At 73.2% G+C, this 25,589-nt stretch carries 24 protein-coding genes; 9 read left to right on the forward strand and 15 right to left on the reverse strand.

Going from position 1 to position 25,589, the window contains the following annotated elements; translation table 11 throughout:
- Positions 1–162 precede the first annotated feature (162 nt).
- Positions 163–1,008 carry an RNA polymerase sigma factor SigF gene (locus OG900_04205; GenBank protein WUH95605.1) on the forward strand — a complete coding sequence of 282 codons (846 nt, stop codon included), beginning with the start codon at positions 163–165 and terminating at the stop codon, positions 1,006–1,008.
- 76 nt (positions 1,009–1,084) lie between these two features.
- Here the strand turns inward: OG900_04205 and OG900_04210 are convergent, their stop codons facing one another.
- Positions 1,085–1,909, reverse strand: coding sequence for an SDR family oxidoreductase (locus OG900_04210; protein ID WUH89430.1), 825 nt, complete (start codon positions 1,907–1,909; stop codon positions 1,085–1,087).
- A 193-nt stretch (positions 1,910–2,102) separates the two neighbouring features.
- Here OG900_04210 and OG900_04215 point away from each other — a divergent pair, with 193 nt between their 5' ends.
- On the forward strand, positions 2,103–2,495 hold the full coding sequence (locus tag OG900_04215; GenBank protein WUH89431.1) for a TraR/DksA C4-type zinc finger protein: 393 nt from the start codon (positions 2,103–2,105) through the stop codon (positions 2,493–2,495).
- A 168-nt stretch (positions 2,496–2,663) separates the two neighbouring features.
- Positions 2,664–3,143, forward strand: coding sequence for a hypothetical protein (locus OG900_04220; GenBank protein WUH89432.1), 480 nt, complete (start codon positions 2,664–2,666; stop codon positions 3,141–3,143).
- A 32-nt stretch (positions 3,144–3,175) separates the two neighbouring features.
- On the opposite strand, the gene OG900_04225 is transcribed toward OG900_04220, so the two are convergent.
- The 3 genes from OG900_04225 to OG900_04235 form a co-directional block, all read right to left on the reverse strand.
- Positions 3,176–4,228 carry a YihY/virulence factor BrkB family protein gene (locus OG900_04225; protein WUH89433.1) on the reverse strand — a complete coding sequence of 351 codons (1,053 nt, stop codon included), beginning with the start codon at positions 4,226–4,228 and terminating at the stop codon, positions 3,176–3,178.
- A gap of 136 nt (positions 4,229–4,364) precedes the next feature.
- Positions 4,365–7,676 (reverse strand): alpha/beta fold hydrolase, encoded by a 3,312-nt coding sequence (locus OG900_04230; protein ID WUH89434.1) that lies wholly within the window; start codon positions 7,674–7,676, stop codon positions 4,365–4,367.
- 61 nt (positions 7,677–7,737) lie between these two features.
- The gene (locus OG900_04235) at positions 7,738–8,382 is read right to left on the reverse strand and encodes a TetR/AcrR family transcriptional regulator (GenBank protein WUH89435.1); all 645 of its coding nucleotides are present in this window, start codon (positions 8,380–8,382) and stop codon (positions 7,738–7,740) included.
- Between the two features lie 242 nt (positions 8,383–8,624).
- Here OG900_04235 and OG900_04240 point away from each other — a divergent pair, with 242 nt between their 5' ends.
- Positions 8,625–9,575, forward strand: coding sequence for an SDR family NAD(P)-dependent oxidoreductase (locus OG900_04240; protein ID WUH89436.1), 951 nt, complete (start codon positions 8,625–8,627; stop codon positions 9,573–9,575).
- Between the two features lie 50 nt (positions 9,576–9,625).
- Here the strand turns inward: OG900_04240 and OG900_04245 are convergent, their stop codons facing one another.
- The 3 genes from OG900_04245 to budA form a co-directional block, all read right to left on the reverse strand.
- Positions 9,626–9,952: a hypothetical protein gene (locus OG900_04245; protein WUH89437.1), complete on the reverse strand. Its 327-nt coding sequence runs from the start codon at positions 9,950–9,952 to the stop codon at positions 9,626–9,628.
- A gap of 260 nt (positions 9,953–10,212) precedes the next feature.
- Complete coding sequence (gene glgX, locus OG900_04250) at positions 10,213–12,384, reverse strand: glycogen debranching protein GlgX (GenBank protein ID WUH95606.1); 2,172 nt, start codon at positions 12,382–12,384, stop codon at positions 10,213–10,215.
- Positions 12,385–12,513: 129 nt separating this feature from the next.
- On the reverse strand, positions 12,514–13,317 hold the full coding sequence (budA, locus tag OG900_04255; GenBank protein ID WUH89438.1) for an acetolactate decarboxylase: 804 nt from the start codon (positions 13,315–13,317) through the stop codon (positions 12,514–12,516).
- Positions 13,318–13,751: 434 nt separating this feature from the next.
- Here budA and OG900_04260 point away from each other — a divergent pair, with 434 nt between their 5' ends.
- Positions 13,752–14,549: a DUF427 domain-containing protein gene (locus OG900_04260; GenBank protein WUH89439.1), complete on the forward strand. Its 798-nt coding sequence runs from the start codon at positions 13,752–13,754 to the stop codon at positions 14,547–14,549.
- Between the two features lie 51 nt (positions 14,550–14,600).
- On the opposite strand, the gene OG900_04265 is transcribed toward OG900_04260, so the two are convergent.
- The 7 genes from OG900_04265 to OG900_04295 all read right to left on the reverse strand — a co-directional run bounded on the left by OG900_04265 (position 14,601) and on the right by OG900_04295 (position 22,555).
- Positions 14,601–15,308 (reverse strand): HAD family hydrolase, encoded by a 708-nt coding sequence (locus OG900_04265; protein WUH89440.1) that lies wholly within the window; start codon positions 15,306–15,308, stop codon positions 14,601–14,603.
- A 100-nt stretch (positions 15,309–15,408) separates the two neighbouring features.
- Complete coding sequence (locus tag OG900_04270; protein ID WUH89441.1) at positions 15,409–16,428, reverse strand: iron-containing redox enzyme family protein; 1,020 nt, start codon at positions 16,426–16,428, stop codon at positions 15,409–15,411.
- Entirely contained in the window at positions 16,425–16,661 is a 237-nt protein-coding gene (locus OG900_04275) for a CDGSH iron-sulfur domain-containing protein (protein ID WUH89442.1), read from the reverse strand. Before OG900_04275 ends, OG900_04270 begins: the two co-directional genes overlap by 4 nt.
- Complete coding sequence (locus tag OG900_04280; protein ID WUH89443.1) at positions 16,645–17,361, reverse strand: methyltransferase; 717 nt, start codon at positions 17,359–17,361, stop codon at positions 16,645–16,647. Before OG900_04280 ends, OG900_04275 begins: the two co-directional genes overlap by 17 nt.
- Positions 17,362–17,674: 313 nt before the next feature.
- Positions 17,675–19,669, reverse strand: coding sequence for a Xaa-Pro dipeptidyl-peptidase (locus OG900_04285; protein ID WUH89444.1), 1,995 nt, complete (start codon positions 19,667–19,669; stop codon positions 17,675–17,677).
- A gap of 128 nt (positions 19,670–19,797) precedes the next feature.
- Positions 19,798–20,214 carry a VOC family protein gene (locus OG900_04290; protein WUH89445.1) on the reverse strand — a complete coding sequence of 139 codons (417 nt, stop codon included), beginning with the start codon at positions 20,212–20,214 and terminating at the stop codon, positions 19,798–19,800.
- Positions 20,215–20,224: 10 nt separating this feature from the next.
- The gene (locus OG900_04295) at positions 20,225–22,555 is read right to left on the reverse strand and encodes a SpoIIE family protein phosphatase (protein WUH89446.1); all 2,331 of its coding nucleotides are present in this window, start codon (positions 22,553–22,555) and stop codon (positions 20,225–20,227) included.
- Between the two features lie 125 nt (positions 22,556–22,680).
- On the opposite strand from OG900_04295, the gene OG900_04300 reads away from it, so the two are divergent.
- A complete protein-coding gene (locus OG900_04300; protein WUH89447.1) occupies positions 22,681–23,049 on the forward strand; it encodes a VOC family protein in 369 nt (122 codons plus the stop codon).
- A gap of 50 nt (positions 23,050–23,099) precedes the next feature.
- Here the strand turns inward: OG900_04300 and OG900_04305 are convergent, their stop codons facing one another.
- Positions 23,100–23,609, reverse strand: coding sequence for a VOC family protein (locus OG900_04305; GenBank protein WUH89448.1), 510 nt, complete (start codon positions 23,607–23,609; stop codon positions 23,100–23,102).
- A 92-nt stretch (positions 23,610–23,701) separates the two neighbouring features.
- Between OG900_04305 and OG900_04310 the strand changes: the two genes are divergently transcribed.
- The 3 genes from OG900_04310 to OG900_04320 are packed head-to-tail and all read left to right on the forward strand — an operon-like array spanning position 23,702 to position 25,289.
- A complete protein-coding gene (locus OG900_04310) occupies positions 23,702–24,091 on the forward strand; it encodes a metalloregulator ArsR/SmtB family transcription factor (protein ID WUH89449.1) in 390 nt (129 codons plus the stop codon).
- Positions 24,088–24,849 carry an aquaporin family protein gene (locus tag OG900_04315; protein WUH89450.1) on the forward strand — a complete coding sequence of 254 codons (762 nt, stop codon included), beginning with the start codon at positions 24,088–24,090 and terminating at the stop codon, positions 24,847–24,849. The genes OG900_04310 and OG900_04315 overlap by 4 nt, the downstream gene beginning before the upstream one ends.
- Positions 24,849–25,289, forward strand: a complete 441-nt coding sequence (locus tag OG900_04320; GenBank protein ID WUH89451.1) for an arsenate reductase ArsC — start codon at positions 24,849–24,851, stop codon at positions 25,287–25,289. The genes OG900_04315 and OG900_04320 overlap by 1 nt, the downstream gene beginning before the upstream one ends.
- The last annotated feature ends 300 nt before the right edge of the window (positions 25,290–25,589 follow it).

Genomic DNA, 25,589 nt, shown 5'->3' on the forward strand with positions numbered 1-25,589 from the left:
CCCCGGCGCAGAAAACCGGCGCGAAAACCCGGCGCGAAACCCCTTCCGACGAATATGGCATGGCCCCGCAGACCCGGGGTACACAAGTCCCATCAGTCCGCAACCCGAGGTGATGACGTGACGGCAACCACGCAGTCCGCAGGTACGCCCGTTGGCGAGGCTGTGGCGGCTTCCCCCACAGCCGGGCAGGTCGGTGAGCTTCCCTGGATCGAGGACGCCGCCAAGGTCGCCCCGAAGGACGCGCGGTCGTTGTCGAAGGTGTTCTTCGACCGGCTGCAGCATGTGGAAGAGGGCACCGCGGAGTATTCCTACGCGCGGAACACCCTGATCGAGATGAACATGTCCCTGGTGCACTTCAGCGCCCGCCGCTTCCGGGGCCGCGGCCCCGAGGAGTGGGAGGACATCCTCCAGGTCGGCACCATCGGGCTGATCAAGGCCATCGACCGCTTCGAACTGAGCCGCGAGGTGGAGTTCACCACCTTCGCCGTGCCCTACATCGTCGGCGAGATGAAGCGCTTCTTCCGCGACACCACCTGGGCCGTGCACGTACCGCGCCGCCTCCAGGAGCTGCGGGTCGAGCTGGCCAAGGCCCGCGACCACCTCACCGCCCTCCTGGACGCCCCGCCCAGCGTCGCCGAACTGGCCGCCTACCTCGAACTCAGCGAGGAAGAGGTCATCGAGGGCCTGGTGGCCTCCAACGGCTACACCGCGGGCAGCATCGACCTGCCCACCGGCGACACCGAGGACACCGGCTCGGAGGCAGGACGCTCCTACGCGGAGACCCTCGGCGCCTGGGACCCGGCCATGGAGCTCGTCGAGGACTTCCAGACCCTCGCCCCGCTGCTCGGCAAGCTGAACGAACGCGAGCGCACCATCCTCCAGCTCCGCTTCGGCCAGGAAATGACCCAGGCCGACATCGGCGTGCAGCTCGGCTACTCCCAGATGCACGTCTCCCGCCTGCTCACCCGCACGCTGAAGAAGCTCCGCAGCGGAATGCTGGCCGGCTAGCCGACCCGGTACGGGACGGCCCGCGGCAGGTCCGGCGGGCCGTCTGGCGGTTTCAGGACCGCTCGGACGGGTGGTTTCAGGACGGGTCGAGGGTGAAGGCCCGCGCCGTCTCGAAGTCCGCGCGGTGCGCCTCGTCGTAGGCCGTCAGGTAGGTGTGCGCGTCGGAGCCGACCGGGACGCGCAGCGGGGTGCGGTCCGCGGCGACGATCCGCAGCACGACCTCCGCGAAATGGTCCGGGTCGCCCAGGCCGGCGTTGCCCTCCATGCCGCGCAGCCCCTCGCGTACGGGCCCGGTCACGGGGTCGTACGCGGCGACGCGGCCGCGGGCCTCGGTCAGGGAACTGCCGTAGCGGCTGGCGAACTGGCCGGGTTCGAGGATCGTGACACGGATACCGAGACCGCCCACCTCTGACGCCAGTGCCTGGCTCAGGCCTTCGAGCGCGTGTTTGGCCGTGACATAGGCCGACAGGCCGGGCAGTGCCATCCGGCCGGCGAGCGACGAGATGTTGACGACGTGGCCGGAGCCCTGGGCCCGCATCAGCGGGAGGACCAGCCGGGTCAGCCGCCAGGGGCCGACCACCAGGGTTTCCAGCTGCTCGCGCAGTTCCTGGTCGGAGACCTCCTCCACGGCGCCGAAGAGTCCGGTGCCGGCGTTGTTCACCAGGACGTCCACCCCGCCGAGCCGGTCGACCGCCAGGGCCACGGCGGCTTCGCACTCCCCCGGGTCGCACACGTCGAGGGCGGCCGTGACGATGCGGTCGGGATACCGGCGCCGGAGCTCGTCCAGGGCCGCCGGTTTGCGGGCCGTCGCGAGAACGGAGTCACCCGCGGCGGCCGCCGCGGCCGCCAGCGCATGGCCAAGACCCGAAGAACAACCCGTCACCAGCCATCGACGTGCCATGGTCCCCCCTTGCCCGGACCCGGCGACCGCGTCCGACCGGGAGCACAGGGTCTCACGGCTCCGCGCCCCGCGAAACAGCGCGCGGAAGCGTAGAACACCCGGAGGGGCGTGGTGTCGTGCGCCGCTCAATCCGGCGTACGCGACGCGGCACCGCCGTCGGAATGGTGAGGCGAGCACCCGCGTTGTCCCCCTGATGAGCGATTCGCACGGAAATCACCCTGTCGACCCCGCGGAGGAGGCCGCCGCCACCCGCGAGCGCCTGGCGGCGGCGCAGGCGGCCACGAGCGCGCAGATCACGGCCCTGAGCCGGGACTACGAGGGGATAGTCGAGGCCAACGCCCTGATCGCGGTCGACGACGAGCACGACCCCGAGGGGTCGAGCACCGCCTTCGAGCGGGCCCACATCGGCTCCCTGCTGGCGCAGGCCCGCGACCACCTCGCCGCTCTCGACCTGGCGCTGGAGCGGCTCGAAGAAGGCGGCTACGGGCGGTGCGAGGTCTGCGGCGAGCCGATCCCGCCGGAGCGCCTCGAAGTGCTCCCGGCGGCGGCGACCTGCGTCCGGTGCGCCGCGGCCCGCGCCCGCTGAGCGCCGCCCGGCAGGGGCCGCGGGGTCCGTCCGGCGGAATGCGCCGGGCCCGGCGGGCGGGGCGGGGCGCGACGCGCGGCGCGTGCGGCGATCGTGGGGAGCGGAAGCTCCCGTGCGAAGGGCGGCACTGTGTCGGACAGTCCGGTCCGCGTTCCGGCCACCGGCCGGATGCGCGTGCCACTGCAGCGCCTGCTCTTCGGCGGCGTGTACGGAACGGTGCTCGCCAGTTCCCTGGCGTCCGCCCTCGACCACGACAACGGCAAGCCCAACGCCGGCTACGACGCGCTGTGGATCATGGTGGCGGCGCTGGCGGCGGCCGCGGCCCACGGTTACGCGCACACCATCGCCCACTGGACGGCCGGCGGGAAGAAGGCCACCGCCGAGAGCATCCGGTCGGTACTGGACGAGTGGCCCCTCGTGGCGGCCGCGCTCCCCACGGTGGCCGCGCTGCTGGGCGCCGCCGCCGGCTGGTGGAGCGAGGAGGGCGCCGTCGACGTCGCCCTCACCGTCAACACCGCGGCGCTCTTCTGCTGGGGACTGCTGGCCGCCCGCGCGGCGGGCCAGGGCTGGGGTTCCGCCTGCCGTGTCGGCGCGGTCGACGTCCTGCTCGGCCTCTTCATCGTGAGCGCGAACGCCCTGACCCACTGACCCAGCCGCCCGGCAGGCGCCGGGCCGTACGGCTATTCGCGCGCCGAGCGCCGTGCGCGCGTCCGGCGTGGGCCGGCCACGCTCGCCTCCGCGACGGGGGCCGCCCCCTTGCGCGGCTTGACGCCGGCCTCGCGGGCGGGTGGCGCCGCCTCGTCCGCGCCGCCGCGCCGCGACAGGGCGGCGAGCCGGCAAGCCCGCTCGGCGTTGTAGTGCGCCCCGACCAGCAGCGCGAGATTGCTGAACCACAGCCACACCAGGAAGGCGACAGCGCCGGACAGCTGGCCGTAGAGCCGGTCGTACGTGCCCAGGCGGGCGGTGTACGTCGCGAAGCCGGCCGAGGTGAGCAGCCACAGGCCGACCGCCACGCCGCCGCCCGGCGCGGTCGCCCGCAGGCCCCGTGCCGTGGGCGGACCCGAGCGGAAGAGGATCAGCACGGTCGCCGCGGCCACGGCGACCAGGACCGGCCAGCGCAGCGCTCGCCATGCCGACACCGCCGGCTTGCCGAGGTGGAACAGGTCGCCCGCCCGGTGGGCGAATTCGCCGGTGACGACCACGCAGATGGTGCTGCACGCCAGCAGGACGAGCAGCATGAGCGCGGTGATCACGACGCGCGGCGCGGCACGCCAGGCGGGCCGGTGGTCGGCGACGCCGTGGATGTGGTGCAGTGCCCGCCGGAAGACCGCGGCATAGCTGCACGCGGCCCAGGCGGCGCCCGCCCCGCTGACCGCCGCGAGCGAGGTGGTGCCCGAGGCGTCCTCGGCCATGTGCCGCAGCGCGTCGGCCACCAGCGGCCGCGACTGCCCCGGCATCAGCACTTCGAGCCCGCCGGGGACCCCGCTGCCGTCGGGGCTGCCGGTCAGCCCGACCAGGGACAGGGTCATCAGCAGGGCGGGGAAGAGGGCCAGCACCGCGTAGTAGGTGAGCGCGGCGGCCCGCTCGGTCGCGTCCTTGTCCCAGGCCGCTGCCAGGGCGCGTACGAGGTTCCTGCACATCCCGAACACCGCGACCACCCGTGACGCCCGCCGCCGGGGTTTCCCGCCGGACTTCCCCGGCTCGCCGGTCGACACGCCTTCGCCAGTCGCCACTGCTACCCCCACCCGGCCCGAGGCCGTCCGCACCACACCTGTCGCGGAAGGTCTTCCCCCGTTTCGGCCGGACCAACGTGCCTGGTCGAACCGGGTCGAGGCAGACACCCGTCCGACCGTCCGAGGCACCTTCGCGTCACCCGGCCTCGTCCGCGTCCCGCCGCTGCCCGGCGGCCTCAGCCGGCGCGGGAAGGTCGTCCCATGTCCACGGGAGCGCCGCGCTCCCGTCCGGCCCGCGTCCGTACGGGATCAGCCGGGCCGGGAGGGCGGCTCCGTCGCTCAGGGCCCGCTCCGTCAGGGCCTCGGCCTCGGCCTGGGCCCCCGCCTTCGACAGGGCCCGCAGCAGGGCGTCCACGCCCGCGGCGTGGGTGGTGGCGGCGTGCGCGGCGGGATTCCGGTCGAGCAGCGCCCGTACGTCCCGGTCCGCCCCGGCGTCCATGAGCCCGTGCAGCAGCAAGGCGACGTCCGCGGGATCCGTGAGGTCGGCGTGTGCCACCGGATCGCCGGCGAGCAGCTCGCCGACCGCTTCCGTGGCGCCCGCCGCCGTCAGGGCGCTGAGCATCATCCCGGCGATGTCCGTGCGGCCCGGCTCCTGGTCCGCCACCGGGTACTGCGCCAGGAGCGCCGCCCGAGCGGACACCGGGTCCTCCTCCAGCAGGGCGCGCAGGGCCGCAGGGTCGAGCAGGTCCAGCTCCACCGCCATGCGGTCCAGCAGCGTCTTCCTGTCCTCGGTGGCGCCGAGCTCGCCCAGTTCCCACAGCAGGGACACGAGGCCGACGAGCACGTCGGAGCCGACCTCGACATGTGCGGCGGGGCCGCGCCCCAGCAGTCCCGCCACCGCGTCGTCGGCCCCGGCACGGCACAGCGATCCGAGCAGCCGGGCCACCCCGTGGGCGCTCTCCAGGTCGGCGGCGGCGGCAGGGTCGCGCGCCAGCAGGCGGCGCGCGTGCGGGGAGTCCACCGTGACGAGCGCGTCCAGCAGCTCGGCGACCGCCAGGGCGTCGCCGAGGTCCGCCCTGGCGACGAGGTCGCAGTGCTCGACCAGCTCCGCCGCCGCGTCGTTCGCACCGGCGCGCAGCAGCTCCCTCAGCATCCAGGGGGTCTCGAAGGGGTCGTCCGGGTCCAGATACGCCACGGGGCCGCGTGCCAGGAATTCGGCGACGGCCGCGTCGGCTCCGGCGTCGAGCAGCTCCTTCAGTATTCCCGGCAGGCCGTTCCAGCCCGCCGTGCGGTACAGCCGCACCCGGCCGATCGCTCCCCGGTCCAGCAGCTCCTGGACGATGGCGCCGGCTCCCACCTCGCGCAGCCGCTTCAGCGTGGGGTAGAGCGTGACGGAGTCGGCGCCGAAGTCCTCAAGACGGCCGATCAGGCCGCGTTGCCGGAGGTCGGCCACGGCCTCCTCGCCGGAGGGTCCCGCTTCCGCGAGCGCCTCCAGCAGGTCGAACAGGTCGAAAGGATTCCTCAGGGAGCAGTGCGCGGCCGTCCACCGGGCGGCCGTCCCCGCGGGATCGAGCGCGCCGTGCAGGCGGCGTACCAGCACGGCAGGGGCGGAGGGGGCGCCCGCGAGCACCGCGCGCCGCCACAGGAGGGCCGCATGGCGGCGCAGCCCGCGGTCCCAGGCGGACTGCCCCAGGCGCAGCAGGTCACCTGGGTCGTCGGCCTGTTCCAGCAGGCCGTCCCAGAGAGCGGCGTCCGGGCGGTGGCCGGCCGGGTGCCCGCGCATGTGCTGGTCCAGATAGTCGGCGGGCTCGAAGACCGCGGGTGCGCCGGACCGCGACCGCAGCGCGGTGAGCGCGGTGAGCGTACGGACGGCGGTGGGTGTGCCGTCACCGCGCCTGCCTCCGCTGAGCGAGGACAGGTCCCGCACCTCCCAGCCGGGGTCGCCACTGCGCTGCCTCGCCGAGAGGGCGCCGTCGGCGGCTCGGGCCAGCAGGGCCGCCCGCATCGGGGCGTGGTGGCCGAGGCGCCGGGCTTCGAGCGACGCGCTGATCAGCGCGTGCTCCGACGGGGTGAAGAAGACGCCGGGACCTGAAAGGTAGGCCGCGAGCAGTTGCGGTCCGCCGGTCAGCTGCTGGATGACCCGGCCGTCGTCGCGGCCCGCCTCCAGTGCGTGGCCCATGCGCAGGTCGTCGGACAGGTCCTCCCACGCCGTCAGGTCGTCGTCGTCCAGGTTCGGCGGCACGGTCAGCCGCAGGGTCAGCGCCGTGTGGCCGAGCAGCGCGGCGGCCTGGACGTGGCCGGTGCGGTCCGGGTCCGTGATCTCCGTCCAGTAGGGGTGGGTCCACAGCGTGGCGAGCGCCACCACCCCCGGCTCCCGCGCCAGGCAGCGGTGGAGTGCCTCGGCGGCGGCCTCGCCCTCGGCGCCGAAGAAGAACCGCTGGGCCTCGTTCAGCCACAGCACCGACCCGCTCCCGACCTGGCCGGAGACGAGCAGGGACAGCAGGTCGGAGGCGGTGCTCGGCCTGAGCAGGGGCTGCTCGGGGGCGCATTCGAGCAGCGCTTCGTAGAGGGCGCGGGTCTTGCCGGTCGCCGACTCGCCGGTGAGGACCAGCAGCCGGGGCATTCGGCCGTCGAGCGCCGTGTCGAGCGCGTCGCGGAGCCGCGTGTCGTGCTCGCGGGTCAGGTACGGCGTCAGCGGCCGTTCCGCCGCGTCGTCGGACCGGTCACCGGGAAGGGGCGCGCGGTGCACTTCGAGAACGGTCGGCGTGAATCCCCCGACGGGCGGCGCGGCCGGCGGGTCGCTGCCGCTGGCCTCCTCGCGGAGCAGGTGGCGCAGCGTGGTGTAGGCGGCGTCGTCGCGGGAGCGCGGCTGCACGACGCTGAAGTGGTCGCCGGGCAGCACTCCGCTGCGGGGAAAGGCGCCCTGTGCGGACGCGCGGGGCACCACGCGGTCGCTCTCTGCGGCGTAGACGGAGAAAGGGATGGGGCACGTGCGCTCGCTGACCGCCTCGGTGCCGACGATGTCGCGCAGGACGGCCGTGTGGGTGTCGCGGACGTCCTCGTCGAGCGTCCGCAGCTGCCGCTCCTGCGGGTTGCCCCCCAGGATCTGCCGGCGCGCGCTCCGGGCGATCTCGGAGCCGGCGTTCGGGCAGGCGAAGAGCACGACCCGCCGGATGCGGGTCAGCTCCCTGCCGCGGCCCTCGGCGAGCATCCGCACCAGATAGCGCTGGATGACCAGCCCGCCCATGCTGTGCCCGACCAGCACCAGCCGCCGGTCCGCGCCCTCGATCTCCAGATGTGTCTTCAGGTGGTCGGCGACGGTGCTCAACGAGGGCAGCGCCCGGTCGGGCCGCAGCCGGGTGAAGCCGGTCGCGTATCCGAAGGTCCCGGTGTCCACGAAGCCCAGGTCCGGGTCGTCGTCGATCAGCGAGGTGAACCGCTTCCAGACCTTCGGCCCCGAGTTGAAGCCATGGACGAACACGACGCCCAGCCGGCCCCCGTCACCCATCCACGCCCTCCCCCACGACGCAATCGCGCCGGGTTCCTACCCAGGCGGCATCGGCCGCGAACTATCCGCCGCCGCCACCCGGGCCCGCGGCGGACGGTCCTGGCCGCGGGGTCGCCGCCGCCCTCTCCCCCTGTCCGGCGGTCGGCGGCCTGAGGCCGTCCAGGAGGAGGTCGAGGAGGCGCCCGGTCAGGCCCGGCCGGTCCGGTTCGCCCGCGATGAGGGCCACCCCGCCCAGGCCCATGAGGACGTCGTAGGAGTCGACGTCCGCCCGCAGCGTGCCGTCCTCGGCGCCGCGGGCCATCAGGACCCCGACGGCGTCCGCCAGCAGGAAGCGGGTGCGCATCCGGTCGGCCTCGTCGACGAGGATCGCGCGCAGCGCCTCACCCATGCCGTGCTTGGTGCTCATGTAGGTGGCGAACAGGCCCATCCAGTGCCGCAGGGCGCGGTCGGCCGGCATGGCGGCCGGCAGGTCGAGTGCCGCGTCGCAGAGGCGGGCCGTCTCGCTGCGGTAGGTGGCCTCGACCAGTTCCTCCCGGGTGGGGAAGCGGCGGTAGAGCGTGCCGACGCCGACGCCCGCCTCCTTGGCGATCACCTTCATCGAGGTGTCGGGCCCCTGGCGGGCGAAGACCCGGGCGGCCACCTCCAGGATGCGGTCGTGGTTGAGCTGCGCGTCGGCACGCAGCGGACGACGGCTGTCACCGGGCACGTCATCTCCTGGGTTCCTGGGGTCGGGTGGTCGGGACCTGCTGTCGGGAACTCGGTGTCGCGGAACTCGGTGTCGCGTTGCTCGTTGTCGCGGAACTTGCTGAGCGGAGCCGCGTCCGCTTACCGTAGAGAAAACGGACCCGGTTCCGTTTACCAGCGTAGCGCCTCCCCGCGGCGTGGCGGACATCCGCCGGGAACGTACCGGCATACCGGCCGCGGAAGCGGCGGGCAGGAGCAGTGACCATGAGCAACCGACTGATCACCACCCCGTTCGGCGCGGAATCCACAGCTGCCGAGGTCCTCGCGGGCGTGGACCTGAGCGGGAGGCGGGCCGTCGTCACGGGCGCGTCCTCGGGCATCGGCGCCGAGACCGCGCGCGCCCTGGCCGCAGCCGGGGCCGAGGTCACCCTGGCGGTCCGCGACGCGGCCGCAGGCCGCGGCGCCGCCGCCGACATCACCGCCGGCCATCCGGCCGCGCGCCTGCGGGTCGCCCCCGTGGACATCGCCGACCAGGCCTCGGTGCGCGCCTTCACCGGCGCCTGGCGCGGCCCGCTGGACATCCTCGTCGCCAACGCGGGGGTGATGGCGCTGCCCGGCCTCGAACGCTCCGCCGAAGGCTGGGAATTGCAGTTCGCCACCAACCACATGGGCCATTTCGCGCTGGCCCTCGGCCTGCACGCGGCCCTGGCGGAAGCCGGCTCGGGCCGGATCGTCTCCGTCAGCTCGGTCGGGCACATCAACGGCCGCGTCGACTTCGGCGACCTGCACTTCGAGCGCCGCCCTTACGACCCGTGGGCGGCCTACGGCCAGTCCAAGACGGCCAACATCCTCTTCGCCGTCGAGGCCTCCAAGGCCTGGGCCGCCGACGGCATCACCGCCAACGCGCTCAACCCCGGGCGCATCCCGTCCACCGGCCTGATGCGGCACCTGGCCGACGCCCGGACGGCCGCCGCGCCCGGAACGGCCGACAGCGCCGGCGTCTCCGTCAAGACCCCCGAGCAGGGCGCGGCGACCTCCGTCCTGCTGGCCGCCTCACCGCTGCTGAGCGGCGTCGGCGGACGCTACTTCGAGGACTGCGCCGAGGCCGGGCCGAACCTGCCGGGAGTCCGCCGGGGGGTCGCGGACTACGCCCTCGACCCGGACGGCGCGGCCCGCCTCTGGGAGGTCTCGCTCGACCTCCTCAGGGCGGGCTGAGGGCTCCTCGCCGCGATACCTGGCGAGCGGCCGCCGCGACAGGGCGGCCCTCACGTCATCGGGTGCCCACCGCGCCGGTCCTCCGCGGACTCCACGGTCGCGCGGCGCCCGCGGCGCAGCAGGATCGCGGCATTGGCCACCGCGATGACGAAGAACAGCGCGCAGATCGCCGAGAGGATCTCCAGCACGGCCCTGTCGTCGGCACCGGTGTCCGACGCCCACCAGGCGAAGAGGCCGGACCCGATCAGGAAGACCGGGGCGTAGATCATGCACAGCCGCAGGCGCAGCTTGCTGGCCGTCCTGGCCTTCGTCGGCTCGGTGCCCGAGCGCTGCCCGCCGGATGTCTCCCGGCGGTCTCGTACGGGTGTGGTGGTCACGGGGCAGCCTCCTTCGCTCCGGGCGCCGCGGCACGGTACGCCTCGGCCCGGCTCCAGTCGGTTGCGCTCACATGTGCTGGCGGAAGGCACGCACCACTCTCCGAGGGTGCCGGAGAGGCGGACTTCCCGGGCAACCGGCCCTGTCCTGCCAGGCTACGCCCAGACGGCGGCAGCCCGCCTGGCCACCGCGACGGCGTAAGGGGGGTACGTGGCGGACGTGGCCGCCGCCCGGCGGAGCGGCCACGTCCGCCACCCGGATGTCAGCGGGCGCCGCGCGGGCGGCGGGTCGTGGCGGTCAGTGAGCGGCGGATCCGGCTGAGGCCCTGGCGGCGCGGGCTGGTGAGGATCAGGGTGGCGCGGGGCGGGACGAGCAGGGTGCCGCCGGCCTTGGCCTCGGTCTCGTCCGAGGTGTCGGCGCCGGCGGCGGTGTCCACGGCGACCTGCCAGGCGTCGCCGTAGGCCCGGTCCGGCAGGACGAACTCGACCGGCTCGTGGTGGCTGTTGAGCAGGATCAGGAAGGAGTCGTCCACGATCCTGCCGCCGCGCGGGTCGGGTTCCGTGATGGCGTCGCCGTTGAGGAAGAGGGCGACCGCGTGGGCGTCGTCGCGGTGCCAGTCGTCCTGTGCCATGGTGCGGCCGCCGGGCGTGAGCCACACCGCGTCCCCGAGGCCGGGGCCAGGAGTGGCGCCGCGCAGGAAGCGGCGGCGCCGGAAGACCGGGTGGTCGCGCCGCAGCGCGATCAGCCGGCGGGTGAATTCGAGCAGTTCGATCTGCCCGGGGTCGAGGTCCCAGTGGGTCCAGGATATTTCGCCGTCCTGGCAGTAGGCGTTGTTGTTGCCCTGCTGCGTACGGCCGAACTCGTCGCCGTGGCTGATCATGGGGACGCCCTGGGATATGAGCAGGGTGGTGAGCAGGTTGCGCTGCTGGCGGGCGCGCAGGTCCAGGACGTCGGCATCGTCGGTGTCGCCCTCGGCGCCGCAGTTCCAGGACCGGTTGTGGCTCTCGCCGTCCCGGTTGTCCTCGCCGTTGGCCTCGTTGTGCTTGTCGTTGTACGACACCAGGTCGCGCAGCGTGAAACCGTCGTGGCAGGTCACGAAGTTGACGCCGGCCCGGGGCCGGCGGCTGTCGTCCTGGTAGAGGTCGGAGGAGCCGGTCAGCCGGGAGGCGAGGTCGGGCAGCGTGGAATTCTCGCCGCGCCAGAAGTCGCGCACGGTGTCCCGGTAACGGCCGTTCCACTCGCTCCACAGCGGGGGGAAGTTGCCCACCTGGTAGCCGCCCTCGCCGACGTCCCACGGCTCGGCGATCAGCTTGACCCGGCTGACCACCGGGTCCTGCTGGACCAGGTCGAAGAAGGCCGAGAGCCGGTCCACCTCGTGGAACTGCCGGGCCAGCGTCGCCGCCAGGTCGAAGCGGAAGCCGTCCACATGCATCTCGGTGACCCAGTACCGCAGGCTGTCCATGATCAGCTGCAAGACGTGCGGGCTGCGCATCAGCAGCGAGTTGCCGGTGCCCGTGGTGTCGAAGTAGTGCGCCGGGTCGTCGTCCACCAGCCGGTAGTACGAGGCGTTGTCGATGCCGCGCATCGACAGCGTCGGGCCGAGGTGGCTGCCTTCCGCGGTGTGGTTGTAGACCACGTCGAGTATCACCTCGATGCCTGCCGCGTGCAGCGCCTTGACCATCGACTTGAACTCCGTGACCTGCCCGCCCCGGCCGCCCGCGGAGGAGTAGCCGTTGTGCGGGGCGAAGAAGCCGATGGTGTTGTAGCCCCAGTAGTTGCGCAGCCCGCGGTCCAGCAGGTGGCCGTCCTGCACGAACTGGTGCACCGGCATCAGCTCCAGCGTGGTGATGCCGAGCCCGGTCAGGTGGTCGACGACCGCGGGGTGCGCCAGGCCCGCGTAGCTGCCCCGCACTTCCCTCGGCAGCCGCGGGTGCAGCCGCGTCAGCCCGCGGACGTGCGCCTCGTAGACCACCGACTCGTGGTACGAGTGGCCCGGCGGCCGGTCGTCGCCCCAGTCGAAGGCCGGGTCGGTCACCACCGACAGCATCGTGTGGTGGAGGCTGTCCGCGGTGTTCTTCCCCTGCGGATCGCCGAAGGGGTAGCCGAACAGCGACTCGTCGCCGTCGGCCTGGCCGTCGATGGCCTTCGCGTACGGGTCGAGCAGCAGCTTGGCCGGATTGCAGCGCTGCCCGCGCCACGGCTCGTAAGGGCCGTGCACCCGGAAGCCGTAGCGCTGTCCCGGCCCGACCTCGGGCAGGTAGGCGTGCCATATGAAGCCGTCGACCTCGGTCAGCGGCACGCGCCTCTCCCGGCCGCGCCGGTCGATCAGGCACAGCTCGACGCTCTCCGCGGCCTCGGAGAACAGCGCGAAGTTCGTTCCTGAGCCGTCGTACGTCGCCCCGAGCGGATACGCGCGGCCGGTCCACTTCTGCATCACTGCCCCCTCCGACGGGCCGCCGACCGCGGCCCTCAGGGCCTGTCTACCCACGAGTCGTCCTTCACTCCCCGGGCAGGGGCATCCGCTCAGCGCGGTTCGTCGACGACGGGGTTCACCTCTCGGGATTCAGGAGCCCTCGGCCCGGCGGATCCGGCTGTCGGCGTCGGCCTGCGAGAGACTGGCGCCGAGGAATTCCGACGTCCTGGGCAGGCTCAGGTGGAGTTCTGAGGCGGTGCTGATCTCGACGGTGCCGCGCGTCACGAGGAAGTCGAGCGCGTGGCCGCCGCGGTGTCGCGGGGCGTCGATGAAGTGCAGGTGGTAGCCGGCCACGGAGATGCCCTGCTGGTAGGCGGGCGTGCGATAGCCGGCCAGGGTCCCGGCGGCGCCGCGGATGACCGTCTCCTGCTGCCCGGCGGTCGCCTCGGTGAGCGGCGGGTAGGGCGGCTGCTGCTCCATGACGGTCCGCGTGTGCACGGTGTCGAACCTCCCGGTCACCCGGACGGCGTAGATGAGGTTCCCGCTGCCGATCTCCTCGTCGATCCGCCGGACGAGGCCCTGCCGGTCGTACGGGGTGGTGATCGGGAATCGCGTGCTGGTCACGAAGGGGGTGACGGCGGCGAAGGGGGTCAGCTCGTCGGCGCCGGCCGGGCTCACGCTGCCGTCGGCGCGCAGGTGGTAGCAGACTCCGTCGAGCACGACCATCTCACCGTCGAGGCGGTTGAAGGTGCCGAGTCCGAAGTCTCCGTGCCGCAGCAGTTCGCCGATGGTCACGTCGCCGTCGTAGACGCCGTCGAGCAGCGCTCCGATGGTCGATGTCTGGTACACCTCCCGTGGCGTGCCGCCCCCGGCGCGGGCCCCGTGGTGGGCGAGGACGCCGCGAACCCAGTGGCGGAAGGCCTCACGGGAGTGTTCCTGTGGTGCGGAGTTCATGGTCAGCCACTCCCCTCCGAAGACAGAACGGGATACGTGTGGCGAATCACCCGAACTTCTCCTTCATTGTTGGTGCCGCCCACAGACGGGGCAATCCGTGGTTTCCCCGGTCCTTCCGGGGCGCTCACCGACCGGAGGGTCGAGCGGCCGTCGACATCACTGAGAGTGACGATTACCCCTTGGGGGCGTCGAAGGGAGCGGCGGGCTGTGATCGGCCGGCAGCGGGAGTGCGGCGGCGTCCGTGAAGCCGAGCGCAGCGCCGTGCACCGCCTGGAATACGCCGGGTACTCATCTCGTTCGAGAGCGAACAGCCCATCCCCGACTCGGCCTGATCGTCCGCGCGGCCCTGCGGCAGTCGTCGACCGTCGCCGCACCGCCGCCGCCCGACCTGCCGGGTCGTCCTCGTACCGCCGACATCCGAGGGACAGGCACACATGACCGACACCAGCACCGAGAACGGCACCGGCACCGACACCGGCGCCCCCAAGCGCCGAAGTGTCCGGGTGGAGCCCAGCGGGAGGCACGTCCGCACCTACCTGGGCGGCCAGGCCGTCGCCGACTCCACCCGCGCCCTGATGGTGTGGGAGTCGCCGCACTATCCGGTGTATTACTTCCCCGCCGCCGACGTCCGCGAGGACCTGCTCGAATCCGACGGTTCCACCAGGCACTCGCCCCGCCGCGGTGACGGGCGCAAGCACACCGTGCGGGTCGGCGACACCGTGGCGCCCGGCGCGGCGATGTACTACGCCGAGGACGCGCTCGTCGAGGAGATCCGCGGCTTCTACCGCTTCGAATTCAGCGCCATGGACTCCTGGTTCGAGGAGGACGAGGAGATCTTCGTCCACGTCCGGGACCCGTACACCCGGATCGAGATCCTGCCCAGCTCGCGCCATGTGCGCATCGAGGTGGACGGCGTCACCATCGCCGAGTCCACCAGCGCGCGCATGCTGTTCGAGACCGGGGTGCCGATCCGCTACTACCTGCCGAAGACCCATGTCCGCTTCGACCTGCTCGAACCGAGCGACACCGCCACCGGCTGCCCGTACAAGGGCACCGCCCAGTATTGGTCGGTCCGGGTCGGCGACACCCTCCACCAGGACGTCGTGTGGTCCTACCGCACGCCCACCGCGGAGAGCCAGAAGATCGCGGGACTGGTCGCCTTCTACAAGGTCGACATCTACGTCGACGGCGAGATCCAGCCGGAGAAGCCACGCCCCCGGGCCCTGTCCTGACGAACCCTCCGCGGCCGGACGATCCCCCGGGCCCGGACGCGCTGTGACGCGTCAGTGGGGGCTCTTCCCGGCGGCGAGCCGTCCGAGCGGGCTGTCGTCGAGGTGGGCGAGCAGGTCGGCGGGTGACCGGTAGACGCGTGCGGCGCCGGCGTCGAGCAGCTCCTCGCGGGAGTAGCCGCCGCCGGTGAGCACTCCCAGGCCCGTGACGCCTGCCTTGCGGGCCGACTGCAGGTCCCACACCGCGTCCCCCACGAAGACGGCACGCTCGGCCGTGACGCCTGCCCTGTCGAGCGCCTGGCGCACGATGTCGGGGGCCGGCTTGCTGGATTCGACGTCGTCGGCGGTGGTGACCGCGTGGACGGCGTCCCCGGCTCCGAGTGCGCGGATCATCACGTCCGCCTCCCTGCCGGAGGCGGAGGAGGCGAGGACGACCCGCAGGCCGCGGTCGGCGCAGGCGCGTAGCAGGTTTGCGGCCTGCCCGAGCGGGGCGAGGCGCGACCAGAACTGGGCGTAGAGCGCGTCGTGCGCGGTTTTCAGGCCCGTGTCGCCCGAGCGGTCGCGGTCCTCCCCCGCGAGGGCGTCGAGCAGGTGGTCGCTGCCCATCCCGATGGCCCGCTGGATGTCGGTCATCGCGACGGTCCGCCCGTTCTGCCGCAGCGCCTCCCACCACGCGACGGTGTGCAGCTGAACGGTGTCCATCAGCGTGCCGTCGACGTCGAAGAGTGCCGCACCGCGGTCGGAAGGCCCGTCGCCCGTCATATGCGCCTCCATGGTTCGGCTCGCGTGCACCCTGGCCGGCGGCTACCCGGTGCGGAAGACCGCATTCCTGGCCGGCGCCCCCGACCTGCCCGCCGCCCGCTCAGCAGCGCAGCGCCGAGCGCCCGGCGTGCCAGGAGTCCAGCAGACGGGCCGACAGGCGGTCCTCAAGGAAGGTCGTGGCGTCCGCGCCGAAGGCGACGTCCGCGGACAGGGCGGGCTCGTCGGCGAGCAGGCCGTCGACGACCTGGTGCCGCACCACCTGCTCGTGCACCGCGTCGGCCTCGACGTGCTCGTCGTAGAAGTGCTGCGCCGCCGCACCGGCGCCGGCGCGGCGCAGCCCGGCCGCCAGCTGCCGCGAGGCCGGTGAGGAGGTGACCTCGACCCAGGCGAAGTGCCCCACCAGGGCGCCGCGCAGGTCGCGGTGGAGACCGAGCAGCGACATCAGGTCGACCACCGCGAGCATCTCGGCCGGTGCGCGGTCCAGGTAGCGGCCGTACGAAGGGTCCAGGCCCAGGTCCGCCATGAGGTCGGCGAAGAGCCGCGCGTGCACCTGGTCGGCCCGGCCCGCGCCGAATTCGTCGTACTCGATCGCGGCCATGGCAGCCTTCGCCTGCCCGTGCAGCCGCGGGAGCACCCAGGCGTGCGGGTCGGCCTCCTTGAGGTGGTAGAGCGACCGCAGGGCCGCGTACTGGCGGAAGTGGTCCAGGTCGGCGTGGCGCCGCAGGTGGCGGGCGACGGAGCCGGGGGGATCCGCGGGCTCGGCGAGCAGCTCGGCGAAGACCGCCGCGGGGACGCGCGGGCCGGGCACGTCCCGGCGCAGCGCGGCGAGGAAGCGGTCCTCCAGTGCGCCGCGCACGGCCAGCAGCGCCGGGTCCCACTCGCGGTCGCCGCCGACGCCGGCGAAACCGCGGTAGTGCAGCTCGTAGAGCACGTAGAGCGCCAGGTGGAGGTCGTCGCCGTACGGGTCCGCGTCCGCCGCGCGACGGCGCGGGGACGCCTCGGGCGGCCGGGCGGTGCGCAGCGCCTGGAGCACGCCGTGGGAGAGCGGCCCGCGGGGTTCGGGGAGCCCGGGTTGCCCGCCGGGCGCGGGCGGGCTGTCCCGGCGGGCCGTGGCGGTCATCGCCCGCCGCCCGCCGCGCGACCGGGCGGGCGGGCGCGGTGGCTGGCGTCGCACCACGGGTAGGCGGCGCTGCGCCGGCAGGTGCAGATCGCGACGGCGAAGCGCCGCGACACGGCGACGGTGCCGTCGTCGGTGACGACCTCGACCGGGCCCTCGACCACGACGGGGCCGTCGCGCTCCACCGTGACCAGGCGCGGTCGCGGTGATCCGGGGTGTTCATCGGCGTTCCGCACGTATCACCACCAGCTCCTCCTCGTCGTCGGTCACCGCCATCAGGCCGCGGGCGCGCAGCCAGGGCAGCCGGGAGCGCAGCACCGGCCCGAGCGGGACGCGGGCGCGGGCTCCGACGCCGGCGGACAGGCCGAGGCCGGTCAGCAGGTCGACGGTGGTCTGCGGCCCGCACAGGGCGGAGTGGACCATCAGGAGCACCCCGCCGGGACGCAGCAGCCGCGCTGACGCGACACACAGCGGGTCCACCACCTGCCGGCCGTCGGGCCCGGCGTTCCAGGCGCGGGCGGCCCGGTGCGCGGGGCCGGTGTCCCGGGCGGGGGGCACGGGGACGTACGGCGGGTTGCTGACCACGACGTCGTAGGTGCGGCCGCTCGCCGCCCGGCCCGCGGGGCGGCAGATGTCGCGCCTGTGCAATTCGATCGGGTGTCCGGCGCGCAGGGCGTTGACGCGGGTCACCGCCAGCGCGCGCCACGAGATGTCGACGGCCTCGACCCGCCCCCCGAGCCGGGACGCGTAGAGCGCGAGGGCGCCGCTGCCGGTGCCGACGTCCAGTACGTCGCTGCCGCGTACGATCTCGCGGCTCAGCGCGGCGGCGAGCAGCGCGGTGTCGGCCTGCGGCCGGTAGACGCCCGGCAGGCGCCAGACCCGGTCAAGCGCGGGCGACGGGGCTGGCGCTTGCGTGGTGGAGGCCGGATAGGGCACGTCGGCTCCTCTCGGTCGGGTTCGGGCCGGTGATGCGCCCCGCTCGGGCCACACCGCACGGACCGCAGATCCGGACCGGCGTGTCGGGTGTGCGGGCCACGGAAAAAACCCGCAATTCGTCCTTATCGGTCACACCTCGCGGATAACCGCCTCGCCGCGCACGAAACATCAGCGGGGTCGGGCGGCCGCCGCGGCGCGCTCCCGTCGCCTCCACGAGCGGCCGGTATCCCCGCCGGGACCTCGCCGTCCGCCGCACCACGCGGGGCCCCGCCGTTCGCACGGAGGGGCCCCGCGTGTTTCCCGACCTGGAGGGTCAGCGCAGCCGCGCCGCCTGCGAGGCGGGCAGCGCGGCCGCCGGGCCGCCCGAGCGGACCGCGGTGGTCGGACCGCCCGTCGCGCGCGGGACGGCGGCGCCGGGGCGCAGGGCGTGCGCCAGCGCCGGGAGGCCGCCGACCAGCGGCAGGTTCGCCTTGGACCGGGACAGGTCGATGGTGATCGCCGGCTTGGTGGACGGGGCGACGATCAGCCCGTTGTCGGTGCCCGCGACGATCAGTGCGAGCCGGTGCCCGGCCGGGACCACATGGTCGGAGGAGGCCAGCTGGACGGTGATGGTGTAGGGCTTGCCCGCGGTGAGCGGGACGCCGTGCAGCGCCGGGTCGTAGTGCCCGAGGTCGGCCCAGCCGCGGCTGAAGACCGTCTGCTGGACGCTCTCGGTGTCGGCCGCGGTGTCGAGGTAGCAGGCGCTGTCCCCCGAGGTGCTGTCGCCCCAGCAGGACCTGGTGCTCAGCGTCGTGATGCCCTCGGCGCCGGCCTCGTAGTCCCGGATCGTCGCCGGGCCGAGGTCCACGAGGACCGCGGACAGGTGGGCGCTGGTGGTGGACGGCGTCGCGGTCAGTGTCACCGTGCCGCCGCCGGACAGCCGCAGGTCGGCGGCGAGCACGCCGGTGGTGAACGAGACCTTGGCCGCGGTCGCCTGGTCCGCGTGTGCCGCCCAGTCGTCCTCGCTCTGCGACGGGTTGTCGGTGTACCGCTCGGTGCCGCCGGCCGGAGGGGGCCCGGCGCTCAGCGTGCCGAGGCCGTTCGCGGTGCCCGGCAGCAGGCCGAGCTGGGTCGCGGCGGTGCCCGAAGGCGGCCAGGCCGCATCGGTGGTCCAGTGGTCGGGGGTGCGTTCGATGTCGGCCATCGGCTGGCTCTGGATGCCGTTGTCGACGCCCATCAGGTAGTGGTCGAACCAGAGTTGCAGGGTGTCGACCCAGGCGGACCGCCGGTAGTCGAACGGGTCGACGTGGCCGGTCTGCGACAGCCATATCTTGCGCGGCACCCCGTTGGCGGCGAGCGCGTCCCACCACTGCCCGAAGTTCTTGGTGCGTACGTTGAGGTCCTGCATCCCCTGCGCGACGAAGACGCTGGCCTTCACCTTGGCCGCGTCGGCGTAGTAGTCGCGCTGCTGCCAGGCGCTGGTCCAGTCGCCGTTGCGCGGCGCCCCGGTCCGCAGCGCCTGCTCCTCGGCGGAGCAGTGGGACTGCGCGCCGGAGCTCTCGACCTCGGAGGCGAGCGCGTCGGGACCGCTGCCGTAGAGCGCCGCACCCTGCGCGAAGTAGTAGTCGTACCAGGAGCTGATGCCGCTGATGTCGACGATGGTCTTCAGGCCGTCGACGCCCGTGGCGGCGACGCCGTTGGCGATGGTGCCGTCCCAGCTCTTGCCGATCATGCCGACCGACCCGTTGGCCCAACTCGCCGTGGCGGTGGTGCTTCCGGTACGCGAGGTGTAAGCGGTGGCTCTGCCGTTCAGCCAGTCGATGACGGCCTTGGCGGAGGTGATGTCGAAGGAGCCGCCGACGTCGACGCAGCCGTCGGAGCGGTTGGTGCCCGCGAGGTCGACCAGGACGACGGCGTAGCCGCGCGGCACGAAGTAGTTGTCGTAGTAGAGCGGGAAGCCCACCGGGTTCCCGCCCGTGCCGTAGGTCTTGACCTGGCTCTCGTTGCCGCGGCCGCAGCAGGAGTAGTAGGGGCTGGCGTCCATGATCACCGGGACCCGCTGTCCCGCCGCGGCGGGCTCCGACGGCCTGATGATGTCCGCCGCCACACGGTCGGGTCTGCCGTCGCGGTCGCCGTCGAGGCCGGTGTTGACCCAGACGGACTGGCGGACGGCGTTGGCGTAGGAGTCGACCGGCTGACTGCCGGCCGCCCTTGGGCCCGGACCGGCGTGCGCGGCGGCCGGGGCGAGGAGGACGAGGACCAGGGCGGCGAGGATCGCCGCCACGACGGATATCGAGTGGGTGGGGGATCTCCGCGTGAGTGACAGCACCCGGGGACACTACCGCCTGACGCAGCCATGACAACAGACCGCCTTCAATACAACAGCCGCCGACCTGCCCGGACGAGGCCGCCGGCCCCGGTCGTCGAGGCGGCGGGTGCGCGACCGCGCCGCTGCCCCTACCGCACCGGCGCGCTGCCCGCGTCCTCGCGCAGCGCCAGCCACTCCTGGAGCTCGATCAGGTTCCCTTCCGGGTCCTCCAGATAGGCGACCCGCATCCGGTCGCCCATCGGAGCCGCCTCCCGGACGAACTCCGCGCCCCGCGAGGCGAGTTCAGCACAGACGGACCCCAGGTCGTCCACCCGCAGCGCCACCAGCGCGCGGTACCCCTCCGGCTCCGCCCCCAGCCGCCCCAGCACCCCGGCCATCTGCCCCCGATCCTGCAACGCGACGGCCGCCCCACCGACATCCGGACTGAGCTTGGCATACGGCCCGGCCTCGGCCTCGAACTGCGGCTTGAGCCCGAGCACGTCCCGGTAGAAGCGGTAGACAACGGGAAAGTCGGACACCAGCAGGCGTATCTGGGTGAGTTCCATGCCCACCTTTCTAGCCCAACTCCACGCCCGCCGGCACCGACGTCCGCACCGCACCCGCACCCCCGGCGCCTGCCTGGTCGCCCAGTTCCTGCTCGACCCAGATCGTCTTGCCCTCCTCGCCGAAGCGGGTGCCCCAGCGGCTGGCCAGGGTGGCGGTGATGAGCATTCCCCTGCCGCCCTCGTCCTGCGTTCGTGCGTGGCGCAGGTGGGGGGAGCTGGTCGACTCGTCCGAGACCTCGACGGTGAGGTTCTCGCCGCGGATGAGGCGGACCCGCGGGTCCCCGGCGGCGTGGTTCAGCACGTTCGTCACCAGTTCGCTGACCATCACCTCGGTGGCGTACACCTGGTCGTCCAGGTGCCAGGTCTCCAGCTGGCTGCGTGCGCGGGCCCTGCAGTCGGCGATGGCGGCGCGGTCACGTGGCGTCGTCCAGGACACGTAGTCGTCCTTCGCGAGGCGGCTGACCGCCGCGGTCAGGACGGCGCCGCCGTCGCGCGCGCGGTCGTGGTCGCCCATGAGCGCGTAGACGATGTTGTCGCAGGCAGCCTGGGCGTCGTCCGCCGATTTGGCAACGGTGTGCTGGAGCAAGGCGAAGGCGTCGTCGTCGTAGGAGGGGCGCAGCATCGAGTCGGAGTAGAGGGTCAGCAGGGTGTGCGGCTCAAGGATGGTCCTGAACATCTGGTAGCTGGAGTGGTGGCCCAGGCTGGGTCCGACGCCGAGGTCGACCGGGCCGGTCGTCCCGTCCGGGGCGGTCACCAGGGGCGCGGGCCAGTTCGCGGCGGCGACGGCGAGCTCGCCGGTGATCGGGTCGTAGACCGCGTATACGCAGCAGGCGTCACCCAGCCCGGGTGCCTCCTTCGGGTCGGCGGACGCCCGGTCCTCCTGCCGGATGGTGTCGGTGACGTCGTCCAGGTGCGCCAGCAGTTCGTCCGGGGCCAGGTCCATCCTGGCCAGCGTGGCGAAGGCGGTGCGGAAGCGCCCGATGTCCACCGAGGCCCGCAGGCCGTGCTTGGGTATCTGGCCCATGGCCAGGCCCACCCTGGCGCCGGACAGCGCGATCACGTCGAACCATTGGGTCTGCCCGGTGCCCGGATTCCAGAAGTAGGCCGTGCTCACCCCGGGCACCTCGGGGAGATTGCGCGGCAGCAGCTTGCGCTGCAGGGTCGTCGCGGCGGTGAGCTCCCGGGTGTAGCGGCGGCCGTTCTCCATGTGGACGGCCGCACGGACGGCGATCTGCTCGGCCAGGGCCACGTCGTGGGAGTCGAACGGCGTGGTGGTCCGACGGGCGCGGTAGAGGCAGACCAGCCCCAGGACGCGGCCCTGGTGCACCAGCGGGACCAGGATCATCGAGTGCACCCCGGCCGCACGCAGGATTCCCGACCGGGCGGCGTCGTGCATGTGCCAGTCCGACGGGCTGCCCTGGGGATCGACCAGACGCGGCTTGGTGTCCGCGAGGGCCTGGCTGTACGGGGTCGGGAAGGCGAAACGGCTCGGCTCACCCACCGCGTACACACTGGGGAAGTCCGCGAAGGAGACGAACGCCGCCCGGCGCATGGGTGCGTCGTTGTTCAGCGGGGGCAGCGGGGCTTCCTCGCCGTGGAGGATGGATTCCACCAGGTCGACGGAGACGACGTCGGCGAAATCCTCGGTGGCGACCGACGCCAGTTCCCGCGCCGTCCGCATCACGTCGAGTGTCGCCCCCACCGTCTCGTTCGCCACGGCGAGCAGTCGCTCCGCACTCCTGGCCCGTTCACTCTCCGTCACATTGTGCATGATCGTCGCGGCACCGACCACGGTCGAGCCCTCGCGCAACGGAAAGGCCAGGACGGAGTAGGTCTGCCGCGCCATGCGGACGTGCCGCACGACGACCGGGCTCGCGCGGACGGCCCGCCCCTCCTCCATGACCTCCTTCAGCAGCGGGCTCAGCCGTAGCGTGGAGTCGAGATCCGCCGCGTTCTTGTCGATCACCTCGCCGCACGGCAGGCCGCGGATGGCGAGGGAGGCGGCATTGCTGCGCAGGACGGTCAGATCGGTGTCGTACAGTTCGAGCCCCGCGGCCGCGTTGTCGAAGGCCGCCGGCATGTAGGCGTACTGCGCCCGGGCCGACCGCGGGCTGGACGCCGATCCGACCGCGGAGATCACGGTGCCCTCGTCGTTCCGCCAGGTGTCGAACTGGAAGACGGGGGTGCCCTCGGACTCGCCGGCCGCCAGCAGGTCGCCCAGGACGTCGAGGGCCGACCGGCCGACCGCGTCTTCGAGGGCGGCCTGCGGAATCCCCATGCCGGTGCGCGCGGCCGTCACCAGCCCGCGCGCGTCGAAACTGAACGAACCGCTGTCCGCCACCTGGGACCTCCCTTCGGATGCCCATGAGCCCCATTGTCCGGCTCGGGCCGCGCCGATGCACCTTCCGACCGCGGCGGACCGCGCCTCCACGTTCGGCAGTCGCTGCCCTACGCGAGAATCGGTGCATGCTGAGAGTCGGTTCCGTAGTGCTGGGTGTCTCGGATGTGCCACGTGCGGCCGCCTTCTGGACGGAGGCCCTGGGATACGTGCCGCGCGAGGAGATGGAGGACGACTGGGTGGTCCTGGTGCCGCCGGCGGGAGCCGGGGTGCAGATCGCCCTCGGTCTCAGCGCGACGCCGGCCCAGGAGCACCCCCGGATCCATCTGGACCTCTACGCCGGGGACGCCGCCGACCAGGCGGCCGAGGTCGAGCGGCTGGTGTCCCTGGGCGCCCTGCGCGTCGACTGGGACCTGTACCCGGACGACCCCGACTTCGTCGTGCTCGCCGATCCCGACGGCAACCGCTTCTGCGTCATCGACACCGGTCACCACTGAAGCGTCCGACCACCTGTGAGGTCCCGCCCGGCGCACCCCCCGCGGTGGGTTCAGCCGGCGCAGGCGCACCCGGCCGCGGTCTTGGCCTCCTGCGGAGTCCGGGCGGGGTCGACGGCCCGCTCGCCGGGCGTGCAGCAGGCGGTGGTGCCGCAGCACGCCTGCGGCGCGGCGTCTGCGGACCTGCCGAGGGTGTCGGCGTCGGCCTTGACGGTGTAGACCTCCCAGGACTCGCGGCCGGGGGCGGTGACCCAGACCTTGTCCTGGAGGGCGTAGCAGCAGGACGTGTCGTTCTCCTCGAAGGTGGCCAGGCCCGCGTCCTTCAGGCGGGTGGTGGCCGCGGTGACCTCCTGGGGCGAGGGGACCTCGACTCCCAGGTGGTCCAGGCGGGTGTCCTGGCCGGCCTCGCCCTCGATGAGGACGAGCTTGAGCGGGGGCTCGGTGATGGCGAAGTTGGCGTAGCCGTCGCGGCGCTTGGCGGGGGCGGTGCCGAACAGCTTGGAGTAGAAGGCGATCGAGCCCTCCAGGTCGGCGACGCGCAGGGCGAGTTGGACGCGGGACATGGCGTTCTCCCATCTATTGCTTCGATGACCGTCGATACAGTCTCGATACAGCGGAGGTTGCCACCCGATTAGACAACTGTCAACATAGAGGCATGTCGAAACAAGCTGGTCTGCCGCTGCTCGGCCAGGACGAGGCGGCGTGCTGCGCGCCGATGGTCCGCGAGCCGCTGGGCGAAGGGGCCGCCGAAGGCCTGGCGCGGATGTTCAAGGCGCTGTCGGACCCGATCCGGCTGCGCCTGCTGTCGCTGATCGCCTCGCACGAGGGCGGCGAGGCATGCGTATGCGACCTGTTGGAGCCGTTCGACGTGTCCCAGCCGACGATCTCCCACCACTTGAAGGTGCTGCGCGAAGCCGGCCTCGTCGGCAGCGAGCGGCGCGGCACCTGGGTCTACTACTGGGTGCTGCCCGCGGCCCTGGTGCAGCTGTCCGCCGTACTGCAGGTCCCCGCCGAGGCCGCGCTGACCGCGGCCGCCGGGGCATGAGCGCCCGGGTCCCGCTCCCGCGCCGGGCGGCCGCGGAAGCTGTCGGCACGGCCGCGCTGGTCGCCGTGGTGGTCGGTTCGGGCATCCAGGCCACCGAGTTGACCCGGGATGTCGGGGTGCAGCTGCTGGCGAACTCCCTCGCCACCGTCCTCGGCCTGGGGGTGCTGATCGCGCTGCTCGGACCGGTCTCGGGCGCGCACTTCAACCCGGCGGTCTCGCTGGCCGCCTGGGCCACGAGGCGCCGGGGCGGCGAGGGCCTGGCCCTGCGTGAGGTCGCCGCCTACATACCCGCGCAGATCGGCGGGGCCGTCGCCGGCGCGATGCTGGCCGACGCGATGTTCGCCGAACCCGTGGTGCGCTTCTCCGGCCACGACCGGTCGGCCGGCCACCTGTGGCTGGCCGAAGCCGTGGCCACGGCCGGGCTGGTCTGGCTGATCTTCGGACTGGCCCGCACCGGCCGCGCCCGTCTTGCACCGGTCGCGGTCCCCGCCTGGATCGGGGCGGCCTACTGGTTCACCTCCTCGACGTCCTTCGCCAACCCGGCCGTGACGATCGGCCGGGCCTTCACCGACACCTTCGCCGGTATCGCGCCCGCCTCCGTCCCGGCCTTCCTCGCCGCACAGCTCGCCGGCGCCGGGATCGGCCTGCTCCTGGTCGCCGCCGTCTTCGGCCGCTCCGTCCCTTACGACGGCCGGCCTGACCCCCTACCTGCCTCCCGATCCGGCTCCCGACCCGCCGAAGAAAGCGCCCTGACCTGATGAACACGCCTGCCCCCGGCCTCCCCGAACCTGCCGTGCCGTCCGTGCTTTTCGTGTGCGTGCACAATGCCGGCCGCTCCCAGATGGCCGCCGCTTTCCTCACCCACGCGGCCGGCGGCCGCGTGCAGGTCCGCTCGGCCGGCTCCACCCCGGCGGACGCGGTCAACCCGAGCGTCGTGGAAGCCATGCGCGAGGTCGGCATCGACATCTCCGCAGAGACCCCCAAGGTCCTCACCGTCGAGGCGGTGCACGCCTCGGACGTGGTGATCACCATGGGCTGCGGAGACACCTGCCCGGTCTTCCCCGGCAAGCGCTACCTGGACTGGACGCTGGACGACCCCGCCGGGCAGGGCGTCGACGCCGTACGGCCGATCCGCGACGAGATCGGCCGGCGCGTCACCGTCCTCCTCGCCGACCTCGGCATTCCCGCGACGGCATGAATGCCCCCGGGGCTGTACGTGTCACACCGCCGGCCGGTCGGACCGCGGGCGGGGACGCTGCCACCAGCAGCCGCGCCCGAGGTACTCGGTGACCCGCCAGAGGCGGACGCCCGCTCCTCATCCACCCCGAACACCCCCACCCGAAGCAACACCCCGGCCGTACATCCCCCTGACCGGTCCCGCCCCACCGGCCGGTGGCGACGTGCGCCCCGTCGCGGGTCGGCCGCGCACTTCCCCGCGCCCCCATGGGGCACCGCCCGCCGCAGAGGACACGCGTCCGGGAACGGATCGCCCGTACGC

This window comes from Streptomyces sp. NBC_00433, assembly GCA_036015235.1.
GTDB lineage: Bacteria > Actinomycetota > Actinomycetes > Streptomycetales > Streptomycetaceae > Actinacidiphila.

What these genes read in the sequence shown, in the direction of transcription:
- OG900_04305 (WUH89448.1), bottom strand. Translation starts at nt 23,609, where the DNA reads ATGTCCCGCGTCCAACTCGCCCTGCGCGTCGCCGACCTGGAGGGCTCG.
- OG900_04220 (WUH89432.1), top strand. Translation starts at nt 2,664, where the DNA reads ATGCGCGTGCCACTGCAGCGCCTGCTCTTCGGCGGCGTGTACGGAACG.
- OG900_04315 (WUH89450.1), top strand. Translation starts at nt 24,088, where the DNA reads ATGAGCGCCCGGGTCCCGCTCCCGCGCCGGGCGGCCGCGGAAGCTGTC.
- OG900_04215 (WUH89431.1), top strand. Translation starts at nt 2,103, where the DNA reads ATGAGCGATTCGCACGGAAATCACCCTGTCGACCCCGCGGAGGAGGCC.
- OG900_04310 (WUH89449.1), top strand. Translation starts at nt 23,702, where the DNA reads ATGTCGAAACAAGCTGGTCTGCCGCTGCTCGGCCAGGACGAGGCGGCG.
- glgX (WUH95606.1), bottom strand. Translation starts at nt 12,384, where the DNA reads ATGCAGAAGTGGACCGGCCGCGCGTATCCGCTCGGGGCGACGTACGAC.
- OG900_04240 (WUH89436.1), top strand. Translation starts at nt 8,625, where the DNA reads ATGAGCAACCGACTGATCACCACCCCGTTCGGCGCGGAATCCACAGCT.
- OG900_04290 (WUH89445.1), bottom strand. Translation starts at nt 20,214, where the DNA reads ATGGAACTCACCCAGATACGCCTGCTGGTGTCCGACTTTCCCGTTGTC.
- OG900_04320 (WUH89451.1), top strand. Translation starts at nt 24,849, where the DNA reads ATGAACACGCCTGCCCCCGGCCTCCCCGAACCTGCCGTGCCGTCCGTG.
- OG900_04260 (WUH89439.1), top strand. Translation starts at nt 13,752, where the DNA reads ATGACCGACACCAGCACCGAGAACGGCACCGGCACCGACACCGGCGCC.
- OG900_04300 (WUH89447.1), top strand. Translation starts at nt 22,681, where the DNA reads ATGCTGAGAGTCGGTTCCGTAGTGCTGGGTGTCTCGGATGTGCCACGT.
- OG900_04210 (WUH89430.1), bottom strand. Translation starts at nt 1,909, where the DNA reads ATGGCACGTCGATGGCTGGTGACGGGTTGTTCTTCGGGTCTTGGCCAT.
- budA (WUH89438.1), bottom strand. Translation starts at nt 13,317, where the DNA reads ATGAACTCCGCACCACAGGAACACTCCCGTGAGGCCTTCCGCCACTGG.
- OG900_04270 (WUH89441.1), bottom strand. Translation starts at nt 16,428, where the DNA reads ATGACCGCCACGGCCCGCCGGGACAGCCCGCCCGCGCCCGGCGGGCAA.
- OG900_04230 (WUH89434.1), bottom strand. Translation starts at nt 7,676, where the DNA reads ATGGGTGACGGGGGCCGGCTGGGCGTCGTGTTCGTCCATGGCTTCAAC.
- OG900_04265 (WUH89440.1), bottom strand. Translation starts at nt 15,308, where the DNA reads ATGACGGGCGACGGGCCTTCCGACCGCGGTGCGGCACTCTTCGACGTC.